The sequence below is a fragment of the Sphingobacterium sp. SGL-16 genome, from assembly GCF_011043515.1.
GTDB classification, from domain to species: Bacteria; Bacteroidota; Bacteroidia; order Sphingobacteriales; family Sphingobacteriaceae; genus Sphingobacterium; species Sphingobacterium litopenaei.
Window position 1 is genome coordinate 15,443 of record NZ_JAAKGQ010000030.1, and the last position, 22,625, is coordinate 38,067.

The window sequence follows — 22,625 nt, forward strand, 5'->3', positions numbered from 1 at the left end:
TATGAAATTAACCACTTTGTTGCTCTCATTTTTTGCCTTAATTTCCTGTTCTTCCCACAAATTCGCAAAGGAAAGTGTATTTGTGGATGATGTGGATGAATACTTTAATCCAGCATTGAAGGTAAATGTGTGGACATATATGAATTTCTATCCTTATCAAGATGGTGGAGAGACAGGAGTGAAGTTGAATGAGTTTTATGCTCAAGATATAGATGTACTAAAGAAAATTGGTCTAAAGAGTAGGGGAGCAAAAGTTCTTTTTTCTGCAATTCCAAACTCATCACCTCAGTACCATCTTTTGGCAGTTTTACATCAAAAGAAGTTACCGAAAACTGAGGGTTTTGAAAAGAAGGAAGTCGGTAAAGATCAACATTATCTGCAAAAGGACTTTGAACTGGGGAGATTAGACATACGTCAGGTATTGATTCCTTTTGAAAAGGGCAAAAAAATGTTGAGTTTGGTGTATTACATTAGCAGTGAAGAGCATTTGAATTGTAAATTTTGCAAATTGGACTATCTAGCTAAGATTAATGCAATAAACCTACAAGATACACAGCAAAAGATTTATAGAAACAATTGGAAAATCGCAGAGAATATTTCGGAAAAAGCGATGGATTCAGAAATTTCCGTCCCCTCAATCATCCAGGATGTAAAAGGAAAAGTTTATTTAAAACTCTTCGCGGAATATGAAACAGAAACTGGAATCAACTATTTCCATATTCTAGATTCAAAACATAAGGAAGAAAAGATAAAACTCAAGCTACTTCCAAACCGCTATTTCTTAGAATATCAAGATGAAAAATTTAAAACAATTCACCGTGATACGATACATATAAAATCATAAAAGAATAAAGCTAGGTTAATCACCTAGCTTTATTCTTTTGATTTATTATTTATGATTACCTTCCTGTACCTTGAGCATCAGCTAATGGCATATCCACTACAGGTTTTTTATCACGATTTGCAATTTCCCATGTTGTGTTGAAAATCAATTTCTCACGTTTTACCATCATTGGGAAATCAATTTTATCTACAGTGTCTTCTGGTGTATGGTAGTGTGGGTGCAATCCAGAGAAGAAAAATAACGATGGAATACCATTCTTCGCAAAATTGTAATGATCCGAACGATAGTATAAACGCATTGGCTCTTCTGGATGATCATAGTCGTAATCCAATTTCATTTTTGTCTCAGCGTTCGCTTTTTCTACGATTGGCTTTAAGTCCGAACTTAATTTATTCACACCAATTACGTGAATATAATTATGGTCACCATTCAAATGTTTATCATCTATACGACCAATCATATCAATATTAAGACAAGCTACTGTTTGCGTCAAAGGAATGATAGGATTTTCTACATAAAATTGCGAACCTAATAATCCTTTTTCTTCTGCAGCTAATGCAATAAACAAAATACTGCGACGAGGACCTTTTCCTTCTTTCTTAGCTTGTGCAAAAGCTTTAGCTAATTCAACAACAGCAACAGTACCCGAACCATTATCATCAGCTCCAGGGAAGTAAGTGCCGTCTGGCAAAATACCATCATGATCCCAGTGTCCACATACAACGATAACTTCATCTTTCAGATCAGTACCTTCTAGGTAACCAATTACATTTGGATCATTTAGCTTATCATTCTTAACACCCATAGAGGCTTGCACCGGCGATTTAATAACTGGAGGTTGTGCAGCTGCACTCGTAGTTTTAGCGGTAAAATTATTTACGCTGGTACCAATTTTTGAAAGTAATTGATCCGCTAATGAAGTTTTGATATGCACTACAGGGACAGATGTTCTTGTAGCTTGATTAACATTTCCTTTATCTAGGCCAACGCGTCCCATCATTCCACGGTTGTTCATGCGTTTGATCATTTCCTCATTTTGAGAACTTGTCGCCAGAATCAATTTTGGATTTAACTTTGTTAACTCTTGGATTCTTTTGAAGCGACTTGTGCTCCACATTGATTTCGAAGTGCTCCCCGAAATAATAGATTTTCCATCTGCGTCAACAGGTTCGCCTTCGTTTATGATTAAAACAACCTTTCCTGTAATATCAATGTTTTTTAATTCATTGTATTTTTCATCTTGAATACCGTAACCTAAGAAAATAATCTCATCAGATGAGAATGTACCGTCAGTATTATCTCCTTGCACATAAAAATCCTGACCGTATACTAAATTTTGGCCCGCAAGTGTGAAGTTCTGAACTTTATACGCTACTTGTAATAAAGAAACAGGTTGGTAATACGATCCATTTACAATGGGTTTTAAACCATACGATTGAAATTGATCAGCTACATACTTTACAGTTTTTTGACCACCTTCTTGACCTGTTCCTCTTCCCGCAAATTCTTTACTTGCCAGAATAGTCAAATGGTTTTTCGATGATTCTTCCGTAATGGTATTAGCATATTTTGAAGGTGATTGTGCCACCGAACAGCTATAAGCTAGAGGAAGAATAAAAAATATTGAAAGGATTTTTCTCATAGTCAGTTTATGATTATTGGTTAAGCACAAGCGATTTTATTTACACGTGTTGCGTGTCTTCCACCTTCGAATTCAGTAGTAATAAAAGTTTGTGCGATTTTTTTTGCTAATTCTAGATCGATGAAACGTGCAGGAATACATAATACATTCGCATTATTGTGTTGACGTGCTAAAGCAGCGATTTCATTTTGCCATGCAATAGCTGCGCGGATTCCTTGATGTTTATTTGCTGTAATTGCCACTCCATTCGCGCTACCACAAATTAAAACACCTAATTCATTTTCTTGATTTTCTACCGAAGAAGCTACAGGATGTGCGTAATCAGGATAATCTACTGAATCTCCAGTCGCAGGACCAAAATCTTGAACTTCATGTCCCAACTCTTTCAAATACGCTACCAAAGTCTCTTTGTAATCGTAACCTGCGTGATCGCTGCCTATTGCAATTTTCATAGTATTATATTTTTAATTAGTATAAAATTCTTTTTCTTTTAGTTGTTTCTTACGATGTACGTTTGCCGATACCGAAATACTCAATTCATATAAGATAAACATCGGTGCACTTACGGTAAGCAAAGTAATAACATCCGCTGTAGGTGTAATTATCGCTGCTATAATCAAGATGATAACAATCGCATAGCGTCTACTCGCACGCATAAATTGCGGTGTCATTAAGCCTAATTTTGATAGTATAAAAATCAAAATAGGTAATAAAAATATCACTCCACAGCCCAATGTCAACGTAGCAATGGTAGATAAATAAGAGTCAATGGTAATTTGGTTTGTAATCTCTGTACTTAAAGAAACGTTTGCCAAGAAATTGACTGAAAGAGGAACCACAATATAATATCCAAACAAAGCTCCTAGAGCAAAAAGGATAGAAGCATAAAACACAAATCCACTAGCTGATCTTCTTTCTACATCGGTCAACGCTGGTTTTACAAATAACCATACTTCAAACAATAAATACGGAAATCCTAAGGCAACAGCCATCAATAAACAAGAGTTAATCTGCAACATAAACTGTCCAGCCAATTCTGTATTGATAATGTTAAAAGGAATTTTTTCTACACAAAACCCATCCAAATTCAATAAGTCTCCCACTTTACACATCATACGGTAAGTCCAAAAATCTAAATTTTTAGGACCCATAATGATTTGATTGAACACAAAATCGTAAAATGTAAATGAAAGTATAGCAAATACAGCAACCGCTATTACAGCACGGATGATATGCCATCTCAAGACTTCTAGGTGCTCGAAGAATGACATCTCTGCTTCTAAGTTCTTTCCTTTATTCTTTATAGCGTCGATGAGTTTTTTATTTGACATAAGCAATTTTAAGTAACGAAAACAAAAATACCATTCTTTGGGATAAGAATGGTATTTAATTAAATATCAACACAAAATTTTTACGCTTCCTCTTCTTCTGGGTATTCAGAAAGATCAAAAGTTTCCATGAATTTTGTAGTAAAATTACCTGCTCTGAAATTTGGATCACGCATTAATCTCAAATGCAATGGAATAGTGGTCTTAATACCTTCGATTACAAATTCGCTTAATGCTCTTTCCATCGTAGCGATTGCTTCTTCACGCGTTTGAGCCACACAGATCAATTTCGCAATCATAGAGTCATAGTTTGGTGGAATAGTATATCCAGCATATACGTGCGTATCTACACGTACACCATGACCACCTGGAGAGTGGAAATTAGTAATGCGACCTGGTGAAGGACGGAAATTATTAAATGGATCTTCAGCATTGATACGACATTCTATGGCATGCATAGTAGGCTCGTAACTTTTTCCTGAAATAGGAATACCAGCAGCCACTTTAATTTGTTCTTTGATTAAATCAAAGTTGATTACTTCTTCCGTAACAGGGTGCTCAACTTGAATACGAGTATTCATTTCCATAAAGTAGAAGTTGCGGTGTTTGTCCACAAGGAACTCAATTGTACCAGCACCTTCATAATTTACAGCAGTAGCTCCTTTGATAGCTGCTTCACCCATTTTTGCACGCAATTCAGGTGTAATAAATGGAGAAGGAGCTTCTTCTACTAATTTTTGGTGACGACGTTGGATCGAACAGTCACGCTCAGACAAGTGACATACTTTACCGTATTGGTCACCAATTACCTGAATCTCGATGTGACGCGGTTCTTCAACGAATTTTTCTAAATAAATCCCATCATTACCGAAAGCTGCGCCAGCTTCTTGACGTGCGGAATCCCAGTTTGGTTCGAACTCTTCATCTTTCCAGATGATACGCATACCACGGCCACCACCACCTGCAGTAGCTTTGATAATAACAGGGTAGCCAATTTCATTAGCTAATTTGATACCTGTTTTTACGTCAGGTACAAGACCATCAGATCCAGGTACTGTAGGAACTCCAGCTTTTTTCATTGTATTTTTAGCTGAAGCTTTATCTCCCATCTTCTCAATTTGGTCTGCAGTAGCACCAATAAACTTGATACCATATTCAGCACAAATTGCTGAGAATTTAGCATTCTCAGATAAAAATCCGTATCCTGGGTGGATTGCATCTGCATTTGTTAATTCAGCAGCTGCAATGATATTTGGAATATTTAAATAAGAATCTTTACTTGCTGGAGGACCAATACAGACAGCTTCATCTGCAAAGCGTACGTGCAAACTATCTTTATCTGCTGTTGAATATACAGCGACACTCTTGATGCCCATCTCGCGACATGTGCGAATGATACGTAGAGCGATTTCCCCTCTATTTGCTATTAATATTTTTTTGAACATAAGGAATGACTTAATATACCAATTGTACTATGCTTGCATAGCATCTTATTAAACTCAAAAAGCTGCCTAGGGCAGCTAGAGATTATCTTGGATCAACTAAGAATAATGGTTGATCGTATTCAACTGGTTGCGCGTCGTTCACTAAAATTTTAACGATTTTACCAGAAACTTCCGATTCAATTTCGTTGAATAATTTCATTGCCTCGATAATGCATAACGGTTTTCCTGGTGCAATCTCATCACCTACATTGATAAAGGCTGGTTTATCAGGACCTGGAGAACGATAGAACGTACCAATCATCGGTGATTTAACTGTGATGTAGCTAGACTCATCAGATGCTGGAGCCGCTGGTGTAGCAGGGGTAGTCGCTGCAGGTGCTGCCGGAGCCGCTGGTACAGGAGCCGCAGCAGGGATAGCTGCTGGTACTGTCGCTGTTACATACGTTGGTTCTTGATTTGTCTTTATCGTGATTTTGAAATCTTTCTCTTCAATCGATACTTCATTCACACCTGATTTAGATACGAATTTAATCAAGTCTTGAATTTGTTTAATGTCCATACTCATGATAGTAGGTTTTGTCAAATTTGTTTATTAATTATTAAAAATTAGTCGATAAATATAGGAAAAATTGACTTAGCTAGTAAGCCCATTTTAAATAAACTGATCCCCAAGTGAATCCACCACCGAAAGCAGCTAATATTAAATTATCACCTTTTTTCAATTGGCTTTCCCATTCCCATAAACATAATGGGATAGTACCACTTGTGGTATTTCCGTACTTATGAATATTTACCATTACTTTTTCTTCTGGTAAACCTGCACGTTCAGCGGTAGCGTCGATAATTCTTTTGTTAGCTTGATGTGGCACTAACCATGCTACGTCATCAGCTGTCAAATTATTGCGTTGCATAATTTCATGTGCAACATCTGCCATGTTTGTAACAGCAAATTTGAAAACTGTACGACCTTCTTGGTAGGCATAGTGTAAACCTGCTTCTATAGTTTCGTGCGTTGCAGGGTTCAATGAACCTCCGCCTTTGATGTTTAAGAATTGACCGCCCGAGCCATCAGTTTTTAGAATAGTATCTTGTATGCCGTTACCTTCATCATTTGGTTCTAACAATACTGCTCCACATCCATCACCAAATAGAATACACGTATTGCGATCTTTGTAGTTTACTACAGAAGACATTTTGTCTGCGCCGACAACCAATACTTTCTTATGTTTTCCTGATTCAATAAATTGAGTTCCTGTTGTCAATCCGAATAAGAAACCAGAACAAGCTGCTTGTAGATCGTAACCCCAAGCATTTTTAGCTCCGATTTTGTCTGCTAAGATATTTGCTGTGGCTGGGAATAACATATCTGGAGTACTTGTACAGAAAATAATCAAATCGATTTCTTCTGCAGTAATACCTCTCTTTTCTAATAGACCTTTTACTGCGGGTACTGCAAGATCTGAGGTAGCTAATCCTTCTCCTTTTAAGATACGGCGTTCTTTAATACCAGTACGAGAGACAATCCATTCGTCATTCGTATCCACCATAGTTTCAAGTTCCTTGTTTGTCAATACATAATCAGGAACATATCCGTTTACCGCCGTGATAGCTGCGTGAATTTTAGACATATAATGTTAGTTAAAAGCAGTTTTAATCTTATCGATAAATTTCGATTCGATCATACCTTTAGATAGTAATACCATATTTTTTATAGCAGTAGGAGAGGAGATTCCATGTCCAATTAATACAGGAGCATTCACACCTAGAATTGGACTTCCACCATATTGCTCATAGTTGAACCTATCAAAGAAATCATCTTTAAAACCTTTTTTCAAAGTAACAACATAAAATGATTCGGCTAATTTAAGTACCACGTTTCCTGTATAACCATCACATACGTATACATCCGCATGATCCGAAAATAAGTCGCGGCCTTCGGCATTGCCTATGAAATTAATTTTAGGGTTTGATTTGAGTAAAGGATAGGTTGAGATTGTTAGGGCATTACCTTTTTCTTCTTCTTCGCCAATGTTTAATAAACCTACTTTAGGATTTTGGATGTTGTACACATATTCTGCATACAAACTGCCTAATAAAGCGAATTGGTTTAACATTTCAGGTTTACAATCTGCGTTAGCTCCCACATCCAAAAGAATTCCAAAGCCTTCTTTTAATTTGGGTACATTCGTTGCGATTGCTGGTCGCATTACTCCTGGAATAGTTTTAACGCTGAACATAGCTCCCACAAGCATGGCGCCTGTGTTGCCGGCAGAAGAGAAGGAGTCTATCTCGCCATTTTTTAGTAATTCAAAACCTTTAGCGATGCTTGAATTAGGCTTCTGTGTGATAGCTTTGGTAGGATGCTCATGCATAGAGATAGCATCTGGTGCATGTACGTAATCAAATAATGATGGGTCTGCGCCTGCTTCTTCTATGGCTTTTCTTGTGTCTTCCTCAGGACCAATCAACACTATGCGTTGATCATCAGAAAGACTTTTTTGTGCTTCAATAGCACCTAGTATGTTTGATTTTGGGGCAAAATCCCCACCTAGAACGTCTAATCCTATCTTCATCCGTTATTATTTTTCTCCTTCAATAATACGCAAAAACATCCCAAAGTAAAGCAAAAAAATCTATTTTTTACTCAATTTGGGATGTTTTCTCTAAAGATATTTTTAGACAGCTGCTGCTCTCTCAACGATTAATTTACCGTTGTAATATAAGTTGCCATCAACTTCGTACGCTTTGTGAGGTACGTGTACAGCACCAGTTTCTTTACAAACTGTCAATGTAGGTTTTTCAGCCTTATAGTGCGTTCTTCTTTTGTCTCTTCTTGATTTCGAAGTTTTACGTTTTGGATGTGCCATCTCGTATTATGTTTTTTAATTGTTTTTAATATTCTTTAATGCGGCCCAACGCGGGTCAATGTTTTCTTCCTCTATGTCCGATCCTTCTTCTTCTGAACTGATTTTAGCGAGCATCTCTGGATCACACGTAATATTTACACCTTGCTCAGTACATTTTGTATAATACGGAACTTGTACATTAATGTATTCGTACAACAGGTTTGCTATATCAAGCTCATGATCTGTTTTATTGAGAATAATTACTTCATCAGTTTCGTTGTCCCACTCTTCATTGATGAATTTTACTATAATTCTTTCTTGAAAAGATACAGGAGCATCGAATTCGGCTAAGCATACATCACAATTCAATTTTATCGTACCCTGAATGTCAAAATTGACAATCAGCATGGCTTCCTGTTTTTGTAGGGAGACGTTAGCGGTAAGATTACCTTTCTTTACTAATGAATGCTCGTAGCAGTCAAAGAACTTATCGTTTATCTCAAACTCAAAATCGTGCTTTCCTGCTGCTAATCCCGAAAATGGAATTCTATATTGTTTTAGATACTTCACAATCTTGTATTTGAGCCTGCAAAATTAATGTTTTATATTTTAGGATGCAATTATTTTGTGAAATAATTATTCATCATCACCATAATATTTTACACCTAATTCTATTTTTTCACGTCCATTCGCCATACGCCATTTATTCGTGTCACGTAGCGAATATGCACAGCCACAGTACTCTTGCATGTAGAATTTCTCACGTTTGCTAATTTCTAACATACGAGCGGAGCCACCTTTTTTTCGCCAGTTGAATGTCCAATAATCCATATTAGGCCATCTCGATACTGCACGCAAGCCACAGTCGTTGATCTGCTCCATATTCTTCCAGCGAGAAATGCCTAAGGAGCTGGATATTACGTCAAATCCATTTGCGGCAGCGTATTCTGCTGTTTTTTCGAATCGCATATCGAAACACATGGTGCATCTTTCGCCTCTTTCAGGAGCATGCTCCATGCCTTTGGCTAATTCAAACCAATGGTCAACGTCATAATCCGCATCGATGAAGGGGATATTGTGTTTCTCAGCAAAACGAATATTCTCTTCTTTACGAATGTCGTATTCTTTGCGTGGATGAATATTTGGATTGTAGAAATAGATAGTGAATTCTATATCAGATGCAATCAAAGCCTCCATGACTTCGCCGGCACAAGGAGCACAGCAGGAGTGCAGAAGTAATTTTTTGCCCTGATTAGGTAATTCAAGTTTCTCTCTTATCAATTCTTTTTTAGTTTCCATAGCCTCAAAGGTATTCGACTACAATTTTACGGAAATCTGCTGGCTTTTAAAAGTAATTTCAATTTTGTAACGTTCAGAATGCTATTTTCGTTTAAATACTTACTAACAAAAATTTATACATTTGTAAACGAAGTAATCGATTCGAATTATATGCGCAAATTATTATTTTTATATTTAATACCGACACTATTAATAGGAGCTATTTCATGTCAACGTGACGATGATGAACCACCAGCAAGAGAGATAAAAGCTATTTCAAGATTATACGTTTCTACTTCAGATTATCAGGCTGGAGCGTCGACTAATTTAGAAAATATCTGGATTGTGGATCCCGCTGATGGCGATACTTTTCCCGCAGAATCAGATGTGAAAGGTTATGTGTCCGCAGCAAAAGGAGGTAGAACTATTCATTATTCTCCGTTGAGCAATGGTATGATATTTCAATCGGGGATAAATTCACCTGGTTTAAATGATACTTCCATTCAAGTATTATCTGTGAATGTTTTGGGAGTGCCTTCGAGCCGCGCAAAGTTACCGAACAGAAGGTTAGACAATGTAAGGGGGATGCATTACACCGTTGTAAATAACGCCACAGGTACTTTAGCTCAAGAGTTTCTATTAGCTATTCAAAAATCGGATACTGTTGCTACACCTTATTTATTTGCTTTTTATAAGCCTATTAATTCAGGTTTCTATGCTAAACCTCGTTTTCAAATGGTATTAGATTTTATTCCTTGGGGTATAACGATGGATGAAAAGGATGTATATATTGTTCGTACAGGAGATGCGAGTATTGAAGGGGCGGTTGTATCTTATAAAGGATTTGCTCAAAATCTCATCGAGAAATCGGATACTACGTTAACAAATATTTCTCCAACCTATACCTTAACAATTGAAGGTGCTAGAAATTTAAGAGGGATTTCTTATTCTAAATCAAAAGATATATTATTATTGACTGATTATTCGGTAGTTGGTAACGAAGTTAGAGATGGTCGAATTTTAGTGTTTGAAAACTTTTCTTCGCATAGTACTACACAAAAAATTACGCCTACGCGTATTATAACTGGCGCTGCTACAAAACTCAAACAGCCAATGGATGTGGCGATTGACTCTCGTGCAGACGGTAAATATATCTATGTCGCTGATTCTGGAGCTAAAAGAGTTTTTCGTTATTTGATTGAAGATAACGGGAATGTTGCTCCTAATGCAGAATTAAACTTAAGAGGTAGAACACCCGAAAGTATTTCGTTGGATGCGCGTTAATCTTCGATAATTTTTAAAAGGATGTCAATTTCCTCTCTTTTCTGAGGATTCCCAATATTTTCATAAGCCGTTATTAAATTGCGTAATACGCGTTTAATAATGGCTTTGTTCGTACAGGGCATGGTGTATTCTTCACTTGAAGGAAGGTTCAATTGCTTCAAGAAGGAATGTATATCGTTTTGATGCATGATTTGGCCTCTATTGAACGCGTTGATGTAAAACAAGGGAGGTTGTTCCATATCTTCCATGTACGCTACTATAAAGTGTTTTGGAAGATTTATGCCATAAATCGGGATATCCAATTGTTGGGCGATGATGCTATATATACACGATAAGGAAATAGGATTTCCACGTTTTGTTTCTAATACTTTATGAATAAAGGAGTTTTGCGGATCGTGATAATTTGTGGTATTGCCTGAAAGTCCAAATTCGCGGAAGATTATATTGTTAAGCAGTTTTACTTTCTCCAGCGGACTCATATCGTACATTAATTGAAACCACGCGTTTCGCTTCAGTTCCGAGATGGTCAACAATACATTATTTTCATCCAAATTAGGGTATTGGTATCGATTTATAATTAATAGACCTTCTAGTAAGTCATCATTGTTTTTTAAATCCCAAAATTGAAGATCATATTTTATCTGGTCAAATTGGATTTTGTGAATTATATTTTCAATTCTAGACTGAGATAATGGATCAAACGAAGATTCCCAATTTTCTTCCAGTAGTGGAATTACTTCTGGGCCAAATGTCACAAGACGTTGCTCCAACTGATTGAAAATTTCTGTATCTGGATCGTCTAATAAAGATATTATCGCTTTTACCTCTCTCTCATTCATATATTAAATTTAGTAAAATTGATTCATTTATTAAGAATTCAGCTTTCAAAAATTGTTAATCAATATGTGTATTTTTGCGCTATGATTTATCTTCTGAAAAAAATCAAGCATTTTATCACGTCAAATAGCCGTCATGGTACGCACTCCCCATTTGTATATGCTTTGACTGATGAATTGATTTATAATAAGAACATCACGCGAAGTAAATCGTTGATAGAGGATATTATAGATTATTATAATGTAAAAGGGGTGGAGAGTTCTTCTTTTTTAATTACCGATTTTCATCAGCATTCTTTAGACGATCTATTGGCTTTACAAGATTCGTATTTTATGATTTTCGTCAAAAACATACATCAAAAGGCAACTCATAGAAGAATCTGGAAATCCATGCAGGAACATACAGATTTTGTGGTATTGATTGATTTATTTGAATTTGGAATAATCTGTAAAAGAAAAGAGCAACCCAAGGAATCCTTTAAGTTGCGCTTTCCGTATTGGTTCTATTAAAACGCTTCGCTTAAGCTGAGGTAAAAACCTGTTTGCCTTTCTTCTCCAGTTCTTTTTTCCCCGAAAGCATAATCAAAACGTATACTGCTGCTATGTTCTATACTAAAGAAATAGCGCATACCAGCACCATAACTAGGTATAAAGCGAGCTTTGTGTTCTGGAGAAAAAGTAGTACCAGTGCCGCCAAAAGCTAGTATTCCGAATCGAGGGTGGAAACGATAGCGTAATTCCGCTTGCGTAGCTAAATAGTTTTTGTCTTTATAGCGTCCTAAATAATATCCGCGCATAGTCATGTCTCCTCCTAAATCACGTAAACTATAAAAAGGAATATTTTCTCCATACGTGCCACGATATAAAATCTGCCCAGCAACGTTAACCTTTTTTGATAATGGGTGAAACCCGCGTACATCAGCTTCTAAAAGTGAACCGTTAAAGTCTGTTTCCTTGAATAATTGAGGGACAAAAGCATATTTGAAACGGCTGTAAAAACCTTTGTTTGTATAAGTGGTGACATCGCGTGTGTCATATAATGCAGATAATCCAATACTTGCATATTGTCCTCCTGTTTTTCCTGAAATGCTGGGATCTCTGTCGAAAATCCCTCCATTTTCTTTGTCTTCAAATTTGAAATGATCATAACTTGTATTGACTCCAAGATATAATTTAGGAGCTATTCTTTTTTCTACATCTGCTTTAATGCGATAGAGTGTTTGATCTAAATAATCTTCGTCTGCTTTCCAAGTATTATTCCCTATGCCATAAAAGTTGAATGGCCAATCTCGCGCTCTGAGTTCTAGTAGGATATGGTAATCATTATTTTTTGTCCAAAGATCAGCGTTTATATTAATTTTTTTTTGCTTTTCCGTTGTGATAGTACTTATCAAAGAGATGTTAGAAGTGCGGCTTGTTACATTTTCTTTATCCAAATAGAAGTTGTAAGTAGCTGCGATTCCAAATTCTGCGCCAGTTTCTTGAGCGTATGCAAAGGCTGGTAAGATGAAAAAGCTTCCTTTTCGTGTGGTGTCACCCTGTGATGAAAAAGTGTTTTTGATAATTCTTTTGATAAAATTTGTGAAATCTTGAGCGTGTATAGATCCAGAAATGAGCAGCAATAAAAAAATAGTTAAGTGTTTTTTCATACAACATATGTTGAAAATTGTCGTTTCAAATATAACCCAAAACATTTGTAAAGGTTTGTTTAAATTTTTTAATGAAAAATTATTGAGCTGCATATCAGCTTAATGACGTTTTTGAATATCTTTTTTTGATTAAAAATTTTTGAAATGTGAATCCTGTGTCTATCTTTGCAACATCAAAAACGAACACAGGCGATGAATTGAGGACGTATTTTGATAGTGTTCTTTAAGAAATAAATAATAAAAAGTTTTTGATAAATTCTCTTGCAAATTTGAAATGAATTTTTCTATCTTTGCACCAGCTGCTCGGAAGAGTAGATGTTCTTCGAGAGTTTGATAAGACAATAAAAATAAAAGCCTCCTTAGCTCAGCTGGTAGAGCAACTGACTTGTAATCAGTAGGTCATTGGTTCGATTCCGATAGGAGGCTCTAAATGTGAGAAATCACAGGTCTGGAGGGGTTCCAGAGCGGTCAAATGGGACGGACTGTAAATCCGTTGCTTCGGCTTCGAAGGTTCGAATCCTTCTCCCTCCACACTAATATTGTTAGTTTACAATTTAAATCAATATTAGAGGTTGTAAACAAAAGCGGAAGTAGCTCAGTTGGTAGAGCGATAGCCTTCCAAGCTATAGGTCGCGAGTTCGAACCTCGTCTTCCGCTCCAAATTTTCAAGGTTTTTCAGTCTCTATCTTTCATGGTTCAAATGTGTAAGGTGGAGGCATAATTCCGTAAATAAGCTTTTATAAAAAGCCGAAGTAGCTCAGGGGTAGAGCACTTCCTTGGTAAGGAAGAGGTCGTGGGTTCAAATCCCATCTTTGGCTCGATACAATAAGTTTATTATTTTTGTAACAGAATTTAATAAGAAATATTTAATAATTACTAATTCGCATAAACATGGCAAAAGAGAAATTTGACCGTAGTAAACCGCACTTAAACATAGGTACAATCGGTCACGTTGACCACGGTAAAACTACTACAACTGCAGCTATCACTAAAGTATTAGCTGATAAAGGTTTATCAGAAGCTCGTTCATTTGATTCAATTGACTCTGCTCCTGAAGAAAAAGAACGTGGTATCACTATTAACACAGCGCACGTTGAGTATTCAACAGCTAACCGTCACTATGCACACGTTGACTGTCCAGGTCACGCCGATTACGTGAAAAACATGGTTACTGGTGCTGCTCAAATGGACGGTGCTATCATCGTAGTTGCTGCTACTGATGGTCCTATGCCTCAAACTCGTGAGCACATCTTATTGGCTCGCCAAGTAGGTGTTCCTGCGTTAGTAGTTTTCATGAACAAAACTGACTTAGTTGATGATCCAGAATTATTAGACTTAGTTGAAATGGAAGTTCGTGAATTATTATCATTCTACGAATTCCCAGGTGATGATATTCCAGTAATCAAAGGTTCAGCTTTAGGTGCATTGAATGGTGAGCCTGAGTGGGTTGAAAAAATTATGGAATTAATGGATGCTGTAGATAACTACATTCCAATTCCTCCACGTTTGACTGACTTACCTTTCTTGATGCCAATCGAGGACGTATTCTCAATCACTGGTCGTGGTACAGTTGCTACAGGTCGTATCGAAAGAGGTGTAATCAACTCTGGTGATCCAGTTGAGATCTTAGGTATGGGTGCTGAGAACTTGAAATCTACAGTAACAGGTGTTGAGATGTTCCGTAAAATCTTAGATTACGGTGAAGCTGGTGATAACGTAGGTTTATTGTTACGTGGTATTGAGAAAACTGATATCAAACGTGGTATGGTTATCTGTAAACCAGGTTCAGTAACTCCTCACACAGATTTCAAAGCTGAGGTTTACGTATTATCAAAAGCTGAAGGTGGTCGTCACACTCCATTCTTCAACAAATACCGTCCTCAATTCTACTTCCGTACAACTGACGTAACAGGTGAAATTTCTTTACCAGAAGGTACTGAGATGGTTATGCCAGGTGATAACGTTACAATCACTGTTAAGTTGATCAACGCTATCGCTATGGAAAAAGGTCTACGTTTCGCTATCCGTGAAGGTGGTCGTACAGTAGGTGCTGGTCAGGTAACTGAAATCTTAGCGTAATCTTATAGATTATCTATAAAATATTAAATAAGCTAATTAGCTGATGCTGATTAGCTTATTTTTTTCAATGTAAATATTGTTCTTTAAATAGTAAAAAAAAGCAAAAAACATTTGGTCTAATGCTAATAGAACACTATATTTGCATCACAAAATAAGAAATACACGGGCATAGTTTAAAGGTAGAACGAAGGTCTCCAAAACCTTTGGTCTGGGTTCGAGTCCTGGTGCCCGTGCTAAATAACTTAAATAAATAATCAAACAATGGCTAAAGTACTTGATTTTTTTAAAGAGTCTTATCAAGAGGTAACTGAGAAGGTTACTTGGCCTACTTGGTCTCAATTGCAAAACCATGCAGTGGTAGTACTTGTAGCTTCGTTGATCATAGCTTTAGTAGTATTGGTAATGGATAAGGCTTCAAGTAATGTATTGGAGTTATTATACGGTACTAAATAAAGTTCTATCTAGAAGAATAATATGGCTGATCAAAGTTTAAAGTGGTACGTTGTACGTGCTGTAAGTGGTAAAGAGAAGAAAGTAAAACAATACATAGAGGCGGAAGTTAATAGATTAGGTATTCAACACGTAGTACCTCAAGTGTTAATTCCGATGGAGAAGTATTACCAAATGCGCGACGGAAAAAAAGTAGCGAAAGAGCGTAACTACTATCCAGGATATGTATTAATAGAGGCTGCTTTAAATGGTGAAATCGAACACGCAATCAAAAATTTGAATAGTGTTATCGGTTTCTTAGGTGATAAAGCTGGTGTAGCAATTCCATTGCGTCAAGCTGAGGTGAATAGAATCTTAGGTAAAGTGGATGAAATGGCGGAGCAAGGTGAATCTATCAATGTAGCATACTTCGTAGGTGAGTCAGTGAAAGTGACAGATGGTCCTTTCAACGGATTTACGGGTGAGATTGAAGAGGTTCATGAGGATAAGAAAAAATTAACTGTAATGGTTAAAGTATTCGGTCGTAAGACACCACTTGAATTAAACTACATGCAAGTAGAAAAAGAATAATATTATTTATAATAAATTAAGCCTTCCTATTATACGTGGGAAGGCTTTTTTATGCTTAAATAAATTTTAGTAAGGTTAGTATTAAATATTTTCAGTATTCTTTTGTATTTAAAATATTCTTATTATCTTTGCACCTCGTTTAGTTGTGAAAACTATTGTTTAACGGTAAACGAAAAGTAAATGTTACGTTATTGCTTCCAACTTACTAACAAACATTTAACAAATTAAATTCAAAACAAAATGGCAAAAGAAGTCAGTGCGTTAGTAAAATTACAAGTTAAGGGCGGTGCAGCAAATCCATCTCCTCCAGTAGGACCTGCTTTAGGTGCTAAAGGTGTGAACATTATGGATTTCTGTAAACAGTTCAATGCTCGTACGCAAGACAAACCAGGTCAAGTATTACCAGTAGTAATTACTGTTTATGCTGACAAGTCATTTGATTTTATCATCAAAACTCCACCAGTAGCAGTTCAGTTAAAAGATGCTGCTAAATTGAAAAGTGGATCAGGTGAGCCAAATCGTAAAAAAGTTGCTTCTATTACTTGGGAGCAAGTTGAAACGATTGCAAAAGACAAAATGACTGACTTAAATGCTTTCACTGTAGAATCTGCAATGAGCATGGTAGCTGGTACAGCGCGTAGTATGGGTATCACTGTTTCAGGTGACGCTCCTTGGAAAAATTAATTAACGAAATCAGTTTAAGAAAGTGGCTAGATTAACAAAAAATCAAAAAGCGGCACTATCCAAAATTGAAGCTGGTAAAGCGTATACTTTGGCTGAAGCTTCTGCTTTAGTGAAAGAGATTACTACAACAAAATTTGATGCTTCTGTGGATATCGACGTACGTTTAGGCGTAGATCCACGCAAAGCGAATCAAATGGTTCGTGGTATTGCGACATTACCTCACGGGACTGGTAAGACTGTTCGTGTTTTAGCATTAGTAACTCCTGATAAGGAAGAAGAAGCTAAAGCTGCAGGTGCAGACTTCGTAGGTTTAGATGAGTACATCAGCAAAATTGAAGGTGGTTGGACTGACGTTGACATTATCATCACTATGCCTTCGGTAATGGCTAAAGTAGGTAAATTGGGTCGTATTTTAGGTCCAAGAAACTTAATGCCTAACCCTAAGACTGGTACAGTAACTACAGAGGTAGGTAAAGCTGTAACAGACGTAAAAGGCGGTAAGATCGATTTTAAAGTTGACAAAACAGGTATCATCCATACTTCGGTAGGAAAAGTGTCTTTCCCAGCAGAGAAGATTTACGAAAACGCTTTAGAAGTATTGCAAGTAATCGCTAAATTAAAACCTTCAGCAGCTAAGGGAACATACTTCAAGAGTATCCACATCTCATCAACTATGAGTCCGGGTATTCATGTAGAAACTAAATCAGTAGCAGGTATTTAATCATGAGAAAAGAAGAAAAACAAGAAATTGTTCAAGCTTTAGCAGAACAGATTAAATCTTACGGTAACTTCTATATTACTGATACTGCTGATTTAACTGTTGAAAAAATCAACGGAATTCGCCGTAAATGTTTCGATGCAGGTATCGTGATGCAAGTGGCTAAAAACACTTTGATCGAGAAAGCATTAATCGAAGCAGGTATCGAGTCTCCTGAGTTAGTAGGTGTATTGAAAGGTGCTTCTACATTATTATTCTCTGAGACAGGTAATGCTCCAGCGAAATTGATTAAAGAATTGCGTAAAGCAGGTGACAAACCAGTATTAAAAGCAGCATACATTCAAGAAACTGCTTTCGTAGGTGATGATCAATTAAATGCTTTAGTAACTCTAAAATCGAAAGAAGAGCTTATCGCAGACGTTATCGCGGCACTTCAATCTCCAGCGAAAAATGTTATCTCTGCTCTTTCATCGGGTGGAAATACAATCTCTGGCGTATTAAAAGCTTTAGAACAAAGAGGTTAACGAGCACCTTATACAATTAAAAAAGTTCGTAGTTTAATTAACAATATTTTTTAAAAGAACATTCAAAAAATCAAAATAAAATGGCAGATTTAAAACAACTTGCTGAACAGTTAGTTAACTTAACAGTAAAAGAAGTTAAAGAATTAGCTGATATCTTAAAAGACGAGTACGGTATCGAGCCTGCTGCTGCTGCTGTTGCAGTTGCTGCTGCTCCAGCTGAAGGTGGCGCTGCTGCTGCTGAAGAGAAAACTTCATTCGACGTTATCTTGAAAGAAGCTGGTGGTCAAAAATTAGCTGTAGTTAAATTAGTAAAAGACTTAGCTGGTTTAGGATTGAAAGAAGCTAAAGATTTAGTTGACGGTGCTCCTAAAGAATTAAAAGCTGGTGTTTCTAAAGACGAAGCTGAAGCTTTGAAAAAACAATTAGAAGAAGCTGGTGCTGTTGTTGAGATTAAATAATTTCAAATAACACCAAAACGAGATTAGACTCTGATAATTTATCAGAGTCTATTCCCGTTTTAATATATAATAAGTCTTTTCGTGTGTATGCTGTCGCATGATCTAAAGACTCAAAACAGCAAAACATTAATTTCAGTTTTTTTAAACTAAAATCTTATTCCCTTGGCAAACAATAATATTCAAAACGAAAGAGTAAATTTTGCTACAAGTAAAAAGGTAATCGATTATCCTGATTTCTTGGATGTGCAATTGGAGTCTTTCAGGGAGTTTTTTCAATTAGAAACTACTTCTGATAACCGCCATCAGGAAGGGTTGTACAAGGTTTTCGCGGAAAACTTCCCTATTTCTGATTCAAGAAACATATTCGTGCTAGAGTTTTTGGATTACTTCATTGATCCTCCTCGCTATGATATTCAAGAGTGTATTGAGCGTGGCTTGACTTATAGCGTGCCTTTGAAAGCAAAATTGAAGTTGTCTTGTAATGACGAAGAACACGAAGATTTCGAAACTATCGTACAAGATGTATACTTAGGTACAATTCCATACATGACACCAAAGGGCACTTTCGTTGTCAATGGTGCGGAGCGTGTAATTGTATCTCAGCTACACCGTTCTCCTGGTGTTTTCTTTGGTCAGAGTAGACACACAAATGGTACAAAACTTTATTCTGCAAGGGTAATTCCTTTTAAAGGATCTTGGATTGAGTTCGCTACAGACGTTAACAACGTGATGTATGCGTATATTGATCGTAAGAAAAAATTCCCAGTTACTACTTTATTACGTGCAATCGGTTATGATTCAGATAAAGATATCTTAGAATTATTCGATTTAGCTGATGAAATTAAAGTTAGTAAATCTGGATTAAAGAAATACGTTGGTCGTCGTTTAGCGGCAAGGGTATTGAATAAATGGACGGAAGATTTCGTAGATGAGGATACTGGTGAGGTAGTATCTATCGATCGTAACGAAATTATCCTTGAACGTGAAACTGTATTAGAAGAAGATCACATTGACTTGATCATCGACGCTGGCGTTAAGTCTATTATCTTAGCGAAAGAAGATGAAGCAAACAATGCGGACTATTCTATCATATATAACACTTTACAAAAGGATACATCTAACTCAGAGAAAGAAGCGGTGGAGCATATCTATCGTCAATTACGTAACGCTGAACCACCTGATGAGGAAACTGCTCGTGGTATCATCGATCGTTTATTCTTCTCAGACAAACGTTATGATTTAGGTGATGTAGGTCGTTACCGCATTAATCGTAAGTTGAAGTTGGATACTGATCCTGAAACTAAAGTGTTGACTCGTCAAGATATCATCGCTATCGTGAAGTACTTGATCAACTTGATCAACTCTAAAGCTGAGGTGGATGATATTGACCACTTGTCAAATCGTCGTGTACGTACTGTTGGTGAGCAGTTGTATGCACAATTCGGTGTAGGTTTGGCTCGTATGGCACGTACTATTCGTGAGCGTATGAACATTCGTGACAACGAAGTATTTACACCTACTGATTTGATTAATGCTCGTACATTGTCATCAGTAATCAATTCGTTCTTCGGAACGAACCAACTTTCTCAGTTCATGGACCAAACTAACCCATTGGCTGAGATCACGCACAAACGTCGTTTGTCAGCGTTAGGTCCTGGTGGTCTATCACGTGAGCGTGCTGGTTTTGAGGTTCGTGACGTTCACTACACGCACTACGGTCGTTTGTGTACTATCGAAACTCCTGAGGGTCCAAACATCGGTTTGATTTCATCTTTATCTGTTCACGCTAAGATTAACAACTTAGGATTTATCGAAACTCCTTACCGTAAAGTAAGAGACGGTAAAGTAGTCGTAGATGAGCCTGTAGTTTACTTATCGGCTGAGGATGAAGACGGCAAAACAATCGCGCAAGCGAATGCTTACTACGATGATAAAGGTAACTTCGTAGATCCAAAAGTAAAAGCTAGATACGAGGGTGACTTCCCTATTATTGAGCCAGAGAAATTGGATTATATGGACGTTGCTCCAAACCAAATTACTTCAATCGCGGCTTCATTGATTCCATTCTTGGAGCATGATGATGCCAACCGTGCATTGATGGGATCAAACATGCAGCGCCAAGCGGTGCCATTGTTACGCCCTCAAGCACCTATCGTAGGTACTGGTTTGGAAGGTCGTGTGGCTTCTGACTCTCGTACATTGATCAATGCTGAAGGTAATGGTGTTGTAGAGTATGTTGATGCTGAAGAAATCAAAATCCGTTACGAACGTAATGAAGATGAGCGTTTAGTATCATTTGACGATGATATCAAAACATATAAATTAATTAAGTTCAAGAAAACCAACCAAAATACTTGTATCAACTTGAAACCTATCGTTAAGAAAGGTCAGAAAGTGACTAAAGGTCAAGTATTATGTGAAGGTTATGCAACTGAAAATGGCGAATTAGCATTAGGTCGTAACTTGAAAGTAGCGTTCATGCCTTGGCAAGGATACAACTTTGAGGATGCGATTGTAATCTCTGAGCGTGTAGTATCTCAAGATATTTTCACTTCACTTCACATTGAAGAGTTTGAATTGGAAGTACGTGATACAAAACGTGGGGAAGAGGAATTAACTGCTGATATCCCTAACGTATCGGAAGAAGCTACTAAAGACTTAGATGAAAACGGTATTATCCGTGTAGGTGCTGAGGTAGGTGAAGGTGATATCTTAATTGGTAAGATTACGCCTAAAGGTGAATCAGATCCTTCTCCAGAAGAGAAATTATTACGTGCGATCTTTGGTGACAAAGCGGGTGACGTAAAAGATGCTTCTTTGAAAACTCCTCCTTCAATCAAAGGTGTAGTTATCGATACTAAATTATTTTCTCGTGCTAAGAAAATGTCTAAAGAAGTTGAAAGAAAAGCTTTAGAAAAATTAGAAGTAGCACACGAGAAAAACTTAAGAGTATTAAAAGAGCGTTTGGTAGAGAAATTATTCACTATCGTGAATGGCAAAACTAGCCAAGGTGTCTATAATGTATACAAAGAGTTGTTAGTAGCTAAAGGTGCTAAATTCACTCAAAAAATCTTAACTGACTTAGACTATGCAAACATTAATCCGTTTGGATGGACTACTGATGAAGACAAAAATGAGTTAATTAAATTAGCGCTTCACCACTACAATATTAAATTGAACGAAGAATTAGGAGCTTTCAAACGTGATAAATTCGCAGTTTCTGTGGGTGATGAGCTTCCTTCTGGTATCGTTCAGATGGCTAAAGTTTACGTAGCTAAGAAACGTAAATTGAAAGTGGGTGATAAGATGGCGGGTCGTCACGGTAACAAAGGTATCGTAGCACGTATCGTACGTGATGAGGATATGCCATTCTTAGAAGACGGTACTCCAGTAGATATCGTATTGAACCCTCTAGGTGTACCTTCTCGTATGAACTTAGGTCAGATTTATGAAACAGTTCTTGGATGGGCTGGTCAAAAATTAGGCGTTAAGTTTGCTACTCCAATCTTCGATGGTGCTGAAATGGACCAAGTAGAAGAGTGGGTAGAGAAGGCAGGATTACCTAAATCAGGTCGTACATATTTACACAATGGTTTGACAGGTGAGCGTTTTGACCAACCAACTACTGTAGGTGTTATCTACATGTTGAAATTAGGTCACATGGTGGATGACAAAATGCACGCTCGTTCTATCGGTCCTTACTCATTGATTACACAACAGCCATTGGGTGGTAAAGCTCAGTTCGGTGGTCAACGTTTCGGTGAGATGGAGGTTTGGGCGCTTGAGGCATTCGGTGCATCTAACATCTTACAAGAGATCTTAACTGTGAAATCAGATGACGTTGTAGGTCGTGCTAAAACTTACGAAGCTATCGTAAAAGGTAACAACTTACCAACACCATCTGTTCCTGAATCATTCAACGTATTAGTACACGAATTGCGTGGTTTAGGTTTAGATATCACATTAGATTAATCAAGTAATATTCAAGCA

General features: G+C 37.0%; 23 protein-coding genes and 5 tRNA genes. 16 read left to right on the forward strand and 12 right to left on the reverse strand.

What is annotated here, in order from left to right; all coding sequences use genetic code 11:
• The first annotated feature begins 1 nt into the window (after window position 1).
• On the forward strand, window positions 2–844 hold the full coding sequence (locus tag G5B32_RS10980) for a hypothetical protein (protein ID WP_165291584.1): 843 nt from the start codon (window positions 2–4) through the stop codon (window positions 842–844).
• Between the two features lie 55 nt (window positions 845–899).
• Here the strand turns inward: G5B32_RS10980 and G5B32_RS10985 are convergent, their stop codons facing one another.
• The 10 genes from G5B32_RS10985 to G5B32_RS11030 all read right to left on the reverse strand — a co-directional run bounded on the left by G5B32_RS10985 (window position 900) and on the right by G5B32_RS11030 (window position 9,404).
• Entirely contained in the window at window positions 900–2,486 is a 1,587-nt protein-coding gene (locus G5B32_RS10985; RefSeq protein WP_165291585.1) for a M28 family peptidase, read from the reverse strand.
• Between the two features lie 20 nt (window positions 2,487–2,506).
• A complete protein-coding gene (gene rpiB / locus G5B32_RS10990; RefSeq protein ID WP_165291586.1) occupies window positions 2,507–2,938 on the reverse strand; it encodes a ribose 5-phosphate isomerase B in 432 nt (143 codons plus the stop codon).
• A 12-nt stretch (window positions 2,939–2,950) separates the two neighbouring features.
• On the reverse strand, window positions 2,951–3,817 hold the full coding sequence (gene tatC, locus G5B32_RS10995) for a twin-arginine translocase subunit TatC (RefSeq protein ID WP_165291587.1): 867 nt from the start codon (window positions 3,815–3,817) through the stop codon (window positions 2,951–2,953).
• 80 nt (window positions 3,818–3,897) lie between these two features.
• Window positions 3,898–5,259, reverse strand: a complete 1,362-nt coding sequence (gene accC / locus G5B32_RS11000; protein ID WP_165291588.1) for an acetyl-CoA carboxylase biotin carboxylase subunit — start codon at window positions 5,257–5,259, stop codon at window positions 3,898–3,900.
• 82 nt (window positions 5,260–5,341) lie between these two features.
• The gene (gene accB, locus G5B32_RS11005) at window positions 5,342–5,824 is read right to left on the reverse strand and encodes an acetyl-CoA carboxylase biotin carboxyl carrier protein (RefSeq protein WP_165291589.1); all 483 of its coding nucleotides are present in this window, start codon (window positions 5,822–5,824) and stop codon (window positions 5,342–5,344) included.
• A gap of 73 nt (window positions 5,825–5,897) precedes the next feature.
• Window positions 5,898–6,887, reverse strand: coding sequence for a beta-ketoacyl-ACP synthase III (locus G5B32_RS11010; protein WP_165291590.1), 990 nt, complete (start codon window positions 6,885–6,887; stop codon window positions 5,898–5,900).
• A gap of 6 nt (window positions 6,888–6,893) precedes the next feature.
• Complete coding sequence (gene plsX / locus G5B32_RS11015) at window positions 6,894–7,832, reverse strand: phosphate acyltransferase PlsX (protein ID WP_165291591.1); 939 nt, start codon at window positions 7,830–7,832, stop codon at window positions 6,894–6,896.
• Between the two features lie 102 nt (window positions 7,833–7,934).
• Window positions 7,935–8,126, reverse strand: coding sequence for a 50S ribosomal protein L32 (gene rpmF / locus G5B32_RS11020; RefSeq protein ID WP_165291592.1), 192 nt, complete (start codon window positions 8,124–8,126; stop codon window positions 7,935–7,937).
• Between the two features lie 15 nt (window positions 8,127–8,141).
• Complete coding sequence (locus G5B32_RS11025; protein ID WP_165291593.1) at window positions 8,142–8,675, reverse strand: YceD family protein; 534 nt, start codon at window positions 8,673–8,675, stop codon at window positions 8,142–8,144.
• Between the two features lie 66 nt (window positions 8,676–8,741).
• A complete protein-coding gene (locus G5B32_RS11030; RefSeq protein ID WP_165291594.1) occupies window positions 8,742–9,404 on the reverse strand; it encodes an epoxyqueuosine reductase QueH in 663 nt (220 codons plus the stop codon).
• A gap of 150 nt (window positions 9,405–9,554) precedes the next feature.
• Between G5B32_RS11030 and G5B32_RS11035 the strand changes: the two genes are divergently transcribed.
• Window positions 9,555–10,667, forward strand: coding sequence for a hypothetical protein (locus G5B32_RS11035; RefSeq protein ID WP_165291595.1), 1,113 nt, complete (start codon window positions 9,555–9,557; stop codon window positions 10,665–10,667).
• Here G5B32_RS11035 and G5B32_RS11040 read toward each other — a convergent pair.
• Entirely contained in the window at window positions 10,664–11,506 is an 843-nt protein-coding gene (locus G5B32_RS11040) for a transglutaminase-like domain-containing protein (protein ID WP_165291596.1), read from the reverse strand. The genes G5B32_RS11035 and G5B32_RS11040 overlap by 4 nt on opposite strands.
• Window positions 11,507–11,587: 81 nt before the next feature.
• Here G5B32_RS11040 and G5B32_RS17105 point away from each other — a divergent pair, with 81 nt between their 5' ends.
• A complete protein-coding gene (locus tag G5B32_RS17105) occupies window positions 11,588–12,013 on the forward strand; it encodes a hypothetical protein (RefSeq protein ID WP_206366878.1) in 426 nt (141 codons plus the stop codon).
• Here G5B32_RS17105 and G5B32_RS11050 read toward each other — a convergent pair.
• Entirely contained in the window at window positions 12,010–13,152 is a 1,143-nt protein-coding gene (locus G5B32_RS11050; protein WP_165291597.1) for a BamA/TamA family outer membrane protein, read from the reverse strand. The genes G5B32_RS17105 and G5B32_RS11050 overlap by 4 nt on opposite strands.
• Window positions 13,153–13,505: 353 nt before the next feature.
• Between G5B32_RS11050 and G5B32_RS11055 the strand changes: the two genes are divergently transcribed.
• From G5B32_RS11055 to rpoB, 13 genes are all read left to right on the forward strand, one after another.
• A tRNA-Thr gene (locus G5B32_RS11055) sits at window positions 13,506–13,578 on the forward strand.
• A gap of 24 nt (window positions 13,579–13,602) precedes the next feature.
• Window positions 13,603–13,683 (forward strand) — tRNA-Tyr (locus G5B32_RS11060).
• Between the two features lie 53 nt (window positions 13,684–13,736).
• A tRNA-Gly gene (locus tag G5B32_RS11065) sits at window positions 13,737–13,812 on the forward strand.
• Window positions 13,813–13,898: 86 nt separating this feature from the next.
• A tRNA-Thr gene (locus G5B32_RS11070) sits at window positions 13,899–13,970 on the forward strand.
• Window positions 13,971–14,043: 73 nt separating this feature from the next.
• A complete protein-coding gene (gene tuf, locus G5B32_RS11075; RefSeq protein WP_093365846.1) occupies window positions 14,044–15,231 on the forward strand; it encodes an elongation factor Tu in 1,188 nt (395 codons plus the stop codon).
• Between the two features lie 162 nt (window positions 15,232–15,393).
• Window positions 15,394–15,464 (forward strand) — tRNA-Trp (locus G5B32_RS11080).
• 28 nt (window positions 15,465–15,492) lie between these two features.
• The gene (gene secE / locus G5B32_RS11085; RefSeq protein ID WP_165291598.1) at window positions 15,493–15,684 is read left to right on the forward strand and encodes a preprotein translocase subunit SecE; all 192 of its coding nucleotides are present in this window, start codon (window positions 15,493–15,495) and stop codon (window positions 15,682–15,684) included.
• A gap of 21 nt (window positions 15,685–15,705) precedes the next feature.
• Complete coding sequence (nusG, locus tag G5B32_RS11090; protein ID WP_165291599.1) at window positions 15,706–16,251, forward strand: transcription termination/antitermination protein NusG; 546 nt, start codon at window positions 15,706–15,708, stop codon at window positions 16,249–16,251.
• Window positions 16,252–16,491: 240 nt separating this feature from the next.
• On the forward strand, window positions 16,492–16,935 hold the full coding sequence (gene rplK, locus G5B32_RS11095) for a 50S ribosomal protein L11 (protein WP_149913097.1): 444 nt from the start codon (window positions 16,492–16,494) through the stop codon (window positions 16,933–16,935).
• 22 nt (window positions 16,936–16,957) lie between these two features.
• On the forward strand, window positions 16,958–17,656 hold the full coding sequence (gene rplA, locus G5B32_RS11100; protein ID WP_165291600.1) for a 50S ribosomal protein L1: 699 nt from the start codon (window positions 16,958–16,960) through the stop codon (window positions 17,654–17,656).
• Window positions 17,657–17,658: 2 nt separating this feature from the next.
• Complete coding sequence (gene rplJ / locus G5B32_RS11105) at window positions 17,659–18,177, forward strand: 50S ribosomal protein L10 (RefSeq protein WP_165291601.1); 519 nt, start codon at window positions 17,659–17,661, stop codon at window positions 18,175–18,177.
• Between the two features lie 80 nt (window positions 18,178–18,257).
• Window positions 18,258–18,635, forward strand: coding sequence for a 50S ribosomal protein L7/L12 (rplL, locus tag G5B32_RS11110; RefSeq protein ID WP_002992785.1), 378 nt, complete (start codon window positions 18,258–18,260; stop codon window positions 18,633–18,635).
• 162 nt (window positions 18,636–18,797) lie between these two features.
• A complete protein-coding gene (gene rpoB / locus G5B32_RS11115; protein WP_165291602.1) occupies window positions 18,798–22,607 on the forward strand; it encodes a DNA-directed RNA polymerase subunit beta in 3,810 nt (1,269 codons plus the stop codon).
• Window positions 22,608–22,625: the final 18 nt, after the last annotated feature.

Excerpts from the sequence above, each read along its gene's own strand:
- rpiB (WP_165291586.1), bottom strand. The coding sequence starts at position 2,938 with ATGAAAATTGCAATAGGCAGCGATCACGCAGGTTACGATTACAAAGAG.
- G5B32_RS11050 (WP_165291597.1), bottom strand. The coding sequence starts at position 13,152 with ATGAAAAAACACTTAACTATTTTTTTATTGCTGCTCATTTCTGGATCT.
- G5B32_RS11030 (WP_165291594.1), bottom strand. The coding sequence starts at position 9,404 with ATGGAAACTAAAAAAGAATTGATAAGAGAGAAACTTGAATTACCTAAT.
- accB (WP_165291589.1), bottom strand. The coding sequence starts at position 5,824 with ATGAGTATGGACATTAAACAAATTCAAGACTTGATTAAATTCGTATCT.
- accC (WP_165291588.1), bottom strand. The coding sequence starts at position 5,259 with ATGTTCAAAAAAATATTAATAGCAAATAGAGGGGAAATCGCTCTACGT.
- rpmF (WP_165291592.1), bottom strand. The coding sequence starts at position 8,126 with ATGGCACATCCAAAACGTAAAACTTCGAAATCAAGAAGAGACAAAAGA.
- tuf (WP_093365846.1), top strand. The coding sequence starts at position 14,044 with ATGGCAAAAGAGAAATTTGACCGTAGTAAACCGCACTTAAACATAGGT.
- G5B32_RS11010 (WP_165291590.1), bottom strand. The coding sequence starts at position 6,887 with ATGTCTAAAATTCACGCAGCTATCACGGCGGTAAACGGATATGTTCCT.
- nusG (WP_165291599.1), top strand. The coding sequence starts at position 15,706 with ATGGCTGATCAAAGTTTAAAGTGGTACGTTGTACGTGCTGTAAGTGGT.
- rplK (WP_149913097.1), top strand. The coding sequence starts at position 16,492 with ATGGCAAAAGAAGTCAGTGCGTTAGTAAAATTACAAGTTAAGGGCGGT.
- plsX (WP_165291591.1), bottom strand. The coding sequence starts at position 7,832 with ATGAAGATAGGATTAGACGTTCTAGGTGGGGATTTTGCCCCAAAATCA.
- G5B32_RS17105 (WP_206366878.1), top strand. The coding sequence starts at position 11,588 with ATGATTTATCTTCTGAAAAAAATCAAGCATTTTATCACGTCAAATAGC.
- G5B32_RS10980 (WP_165291584.1), top strand. The coding sequence starts at position 2 with ATGAAATTAACCACTTTGTTGCTCTCATTTTTTGCCTTAATTTCCTGT.
- G5B32_RS11035 (WP_165291595.1), top strand. The coding sequence starts at position 9,555 with ATGCGCAAATTATTATTTTTATATTTAATACCGACACTATTAATAGGA.
- rplL (WP_002992785.1), top strand. The coding sequence starts at position 18,258 with ATGGCAGATTTAAAACAACTTGCTGAACAGTTAGTTAACTTAACAGTA.
- rplJ (WP_165291601.1), top strand. The coding sequence starts at position 17,659 with ATGAGAAAAGAAGAAAAACAAGAAATTGTTCAAGCTTTAGCAGAACAG.
- tatC (WP_165291587.1), bottom strand. The coding sequence starts at position 3,817 with ATGTCAAATAAAAAACTCATCGACGCTATAAAGAATAAAGGAAAGAAC.
- G5B32_RS10985 (WP_165291585.1), bottom strand. The coding sequence starts at position 2,486 with ATGAGAAAAATCCTTTCAATATTTTTTATTCTTCCTCTAGCTTATAGC.
- secE (WP_165291598.1), top strand. The coding sequence starts at position 15,493 with ATGGCTAAAGTACTTGATTTTTTTAAAGAGTCTTATCAAGAGGTAACT.
- G5B32_RS11040 (WP_165291596.1), bottom strand. The coding sequence starts at position 11,506 with ATGAATGAGAGAGAGGTAAAAGCGATAATATCTTTATTAGACGATCCA.